General features: G+C 63.5%; 3 protein-coding genes. All 3 read left to right on the forward strand.

Annotation, left to right across the window (positions count from 1 at the left end; all coding sequences use genetic code 11):
• Positions 1-471 precede the first annotated feature (471 nt).
• From H7I87_RS18555 to H7I87_RS18565, 3 genes are read left to right on the forward strand one after another with little or no spacing between them, the layout of a single operon-like run.
• Entirely contained in the window at positions 472-2499 is a 2028-nt protein-coding gene (locus H7I87_RS18555; protein WP_033727451.1) for a KAP family P-loop NTPase fold protein, read from the forward strand.
• A 4-nt stretch (positions 2500-2503) separates the two neighbouring features.
• Positions 2504-3229, forward strand: coding sequence for a Qat anti-phage system associated protein QatB (locus H7I87_RS18560; RefSeq protein ID WP_033727452.1), 726 nt, complete (start codon positions 2504-2506; stop codon positions 3227-3229).
• A complete protein-coding gene (locus H7I87_RS18565; protein ID WP_196767243.1) occupies positions 3226-4329 on the forward strand; it encodes an adenine nucleotide alpha hydrolase family protein in 1104 nt (367 codons plus the stop codon). Before H7I87_RS18560 ends, H7I87_RS18565 begins: the two co-directional genes overlap by 4 nt.
• Positions 4330-4366 lie beyond the last annotated feature (37 nt).

The following is a 4366-nucleotide window of genomic DNA, read 5'->3' on the forward strand; positions in this document are numbered from 1 at the left end:
CGTACCGTCACTATCCAAGCCGGCAAGCACACCCTGACCGCTGCTGAACCGCCACCACCCGACCTCGCCGAAATCCTCGCAAACATCCACAGCCTACGTGCGCACTAGCCTGATAAAAGTCGGGCCAGGAAGTAGCGACTCCGCGTTTCCTCAGTTCGCAAGTGGTTTTCGCTGTCCGATCGTGAAGTATGAAGTTCGCGGACATGCAGGTCGTTCGCGATCGCGCATGACGTGTGGTCCCAACGTGGTCACCAGCCGGACGCGGCGCTGTGCGTTGGACGGTCCGCCCCGTTGCTGCGGCCGACTTCATCGAGGCACTCAACCGTCCACCTCAGTCCGTTCCACGACCTCGGGCAACCAAGGTGTGTCGTCGTATGATTCCGCGTCTGCCTCCACCTTCAGTCGATACGCTCTCAAGTCACGGGCGGCTGAATCGGGGCACTCCGCAGCCCTCGCAATGTCCTGTTCCTAGTGCTGGCCTCTGCTGGCCGTCTGGAGGCGCCTGTGTGGGCTGACAATGAAGCGGATCTCGACCTGCTGGGTTTCGATTTCCTCGTCGACGGCCTTGTCGTCGCGTTAACCGAACCACGACTACTCCCGCTGACGATCGGGGTCCTCGGGGACTGGGGTTCGGGCAAGAGCAGTCTGATGCGAATTGCAGCCCGCGAGCTTGAGACTATCCGGGCCAAAGAGGACGCCGAGACTGCCGAAGATCAGGTGTCCCCGTACCTGACGGTGCACTTCAGTCCGTGGCAGTACGAAGACCACGACGACGTCAAAATCGCCTTGATGACAGCTGTGCTGGATGCGATCGCGGAACGAGCACCCGATACCGCCGAGCAAGTCGGACGACTCCGGAGAATAGTCGCCGGCCTCCGCCGCTGGGGCCGCAGATTAGGTCGAACGGGAGTCGGCGCCGCGCCAGCGGTACTTCCGGTCCTTCTGCAAGGCGCGGGGCTCGACTTGGATCCCGCAGTCGTTGAGGCGGCGACGGCGCTCACAGGCGCGGCGGCCAAGCAGGCTGAGGCCGCTTTGAAGGAGCCGGGCGAAGGGTCAACCGCCCCCGCCGCGACGCCCGAGACGCCGCGCGGTGACGTCGACGCGTTCCGCTGCGAGTTCGCCGAGCTGGTCAAGCAAATTCCCCACTGCGCGGCGGTAGTCGTGTTCATCGACGACCTCGACCGATGCCTCCCCGAAACTGTCGTCGACACGTTCGAAGCCATACGACTCTTCCTGAACACACCCAAGACCGCATACGTTCTCGCCTTGAATCAGAACGTCGTCGAATCGGCGATCGACTCGCGTTACCCCGAACTCAAGAAGCCCGACGGAGCGGGGATCGGGCGGGACTACCTGGAGAAGATGCTTCAGCTCAAGGTCGCGATCCCGCCGCTGTCCGCACCAGAAGCCGAGACTTATGTAAACCTGCTCTTCGCCGAGCTGCATTTGTCGGACAGTGACTTCCAGAAGGTACTCAAGAATGCATTCGAAGTTCGACGCGCGAACGGTCTGGCCGTCGCATTCAATACCGGGATCGCGGGGGCGGTGCTCAGCGACATCCCAGCCGATCTCGCCGATGACCTGAAGTGGGCGGCAGACATATCACCGATCCTGGGCGCATCGCTGCGCGGTAACCCGCGTCAACTGAAACGGTTCCTCAACAACCTGCTGCTGAAACACCGCAGTGCCAAACGACGCGGAGCGAATCTCGAGCTCCCCGTTCTCGCGAAGCTGATGGTGCTGGAGGATCAGTACAACACCGATTTCCAAAAGCTCTTCGACTGGGAGATGTCAGCCGGAGGCGCATGTAGCGAGATCGCCATCGCCGAGGCTCGCGCACGAGGAGGAAGCGAGTCCGCCGGCCCAGCTGACGTCGATAAAGCTGACAGCAAGCAGGCAATCGAGCCGCCACAGAGGAAGAAGCCCGCAGCAGAGGCGAAGTCGGACGCCGTGCAGTCTGACGCGGAAAGTTGGGCCAGCAAGACCCACGTCGCCGGTTGGCTGCGTGCCGATCCTCCACTCGCGGGCACGGACCTGCGCCCCTACTTCACCTATTCCCGTGACAAGCTGTCGTTCGGCGTCTCCGCATCGAGGCTCGCGCCGCACCTGCAACGACTCATCACCGACGTCCAGTCCGATGTCGATGCGAAGCGACGCAGCCACTACCCGACCGTCGCGGCACTAGAACCGAGCGAACGGATGCAGTTCATCGAGGCTCTTCTCGATCGCGTTCAGCGCGATCCAGCCTCGGTCGCGCTCACTGCTGCGCTGGAGCTCGCGGAGAAGAACTCGGACATCGTCAGCGCGGTGTGCGCAGCCCTTCTTCAAGTGCCACCCGCGTCGATCCCCTTCGGTGCCGGGACTGCCGCGGTTCGCCGGCTGCCGCTCGACGACCCCGCCGTGAACGAACTCCTGCAGCGCTGGGAGGACAGCGACAACACTCAACTCCGCACCGTCGTTCAGAAGGCCCGCGAGGCCGCAGCGAGAGCGAAGGGATGAGGGGGTGGGAACGTCAGCTGATCGAGCGGCGGGAACCGGAGGCGACTGGACACCCCTCAAGTACGCGGCGAACGCTTACGTCCGAGGCCTAGGCAGGGCCAACTCCAACGAACGAGCCCACCGCGTCCTGGCACGCCACGTCCCACTCCTCGGCGGCGCTGGTGGGGCGACCGCCACAGCTAGCGCGGGTCGTTCGGGCATCACAAGACTCGGCGGTCTGCTCTCCGGATTGGGAACTGGCACCGCGGCACAGGCGCTGGTGTCGATCGGGCTCGGCCATTTGGTCGGCCAGGACCGGTTCACCGTCCTCGATGAACTCGTCACCTACATCGCCGGCACCGGGAACGATCTCGACTCGGGCGCAGCACGTGACGCTGCGTGCGACGTTCTGGACGAGGTATTTGGCGACGCCGATTCCTGGGAGGAACTAGATCAGATCAGCGTCGACCGGGACCAGCTTGGTTCGATCCTCGAACGCTTCCTGGCGCTGTACGTGTACAACAGGGTTCCCGTTGTCGCAGAACGTCTCAGTCGGCTGACCGACCCCATTGCGATGCGGCGGGCCGACCAGGAGATGCGCCAGATCATCGCCGACCTCGTGGTGATTGAACTGCCTGCAGATCCGCTCTCCGTCGAATGGGGCGGTCAGCAGGGGCGGACCATCGCGGAGCGGGCGGTCAGCTCTGCCTACGAGCTCCTGTCCGCCCTTGAACGGGAGGACCGCACATGACTAACTACCGGGTCCGCACCAACCCCACTGCGAGGACCCCCGCTGGGCCGGACGACACCCGACTGCTCGATTGGGCGCCCGGAAGCACGGCATCGACCATCCAACTAGGAAATCGGGCCGGGTCTCGATTCCTCACCGGCTGGCGGGCACCCAGGGAAGCCCTCGACTTGTTCCTCCTTGGTGCGAGCATCTACTGCATCGATAAGGCGACCCCCCGAAACAACACGGCCGACGTGTGGACCCGTGAGCTCCGTGTGGAACTGCCGGTCTCCGATGTCGACGCCTGGGCAGCAGCGCCTTGGAAGGAAACTCTGGACTTCCTCACCGGCGACCGCTGGGCCCTGACGCCCTACTTCGAAAGCGTCTCTCCTCTGGACGGTGTCAGGCGAGTACCCGAAGACATCACACCGGTGGGGGACGTGAACGCAGTCAGTCTTTTCTCCGGTGGGCTCGACTCCCTGACCGGTGTGATCGACTTGCTCGAAGAGGATAAGGAGCGACGCCTGTGCCTGATCTCCCACAACGAGGGCGATCAAGCCTCCACGGCGCAGAAGACGCTGACCGCTCAACTGCGTGAGCACTACGGTCAGGACCGCCTGGAGCTGCGGAGCCTCTTCCTCCGTCCAGCACCAGCTACGGCAGGGCAGGGTCGCCCGCTTCCTCTAGAAAGGGAGACAACGACTCGTGCGCGGTCGCTGTTGTTCCTCACCGCAGGGCTTGCCCTCGCAGCATCCGGTGGACCGGATGTGCCCGTATATATCCCGGAGAACGGGTTCATCGGCATCAACGTTCCGCTCACTCGGGCTCGATCAGGCAGCTACAGCACGCGCACGACGCACCCACAATTCATGCACCTGCTACGCGCGGCCGCAGACGCAGTAGGGGTATCCAACCCGATCCTCAATCCATTTAGGCTAAAAACCAAGGGCGAGATACTTGCCGGTTCCCGAAACCCCGAGCTGCTTAGGTCACTCGCACCCCGCAGCATCTCCTGTTCCCACCCCGAGGCCGCCCGTGGGAGCGTCCCGGGGAGTGGTGTAAGTGATGGCGGCGTGTCGGTCCCTGACGTAAGAGGGCCATCGCGTGAGTCTCTGTGGTGAAACGACCAAGAATCACTACCGAGAGGAACATCGCGAT

It is taken from the genome of Mycobacterium timonense, assembly GCF_025821985.1.
GTDB classification, from domain to species: Bacteria; Actinomycetota; Actinomycetes; order Mycobacteriales; family Mycobacteriaceae; genus Mycobacterium; species Mycobacterium avium.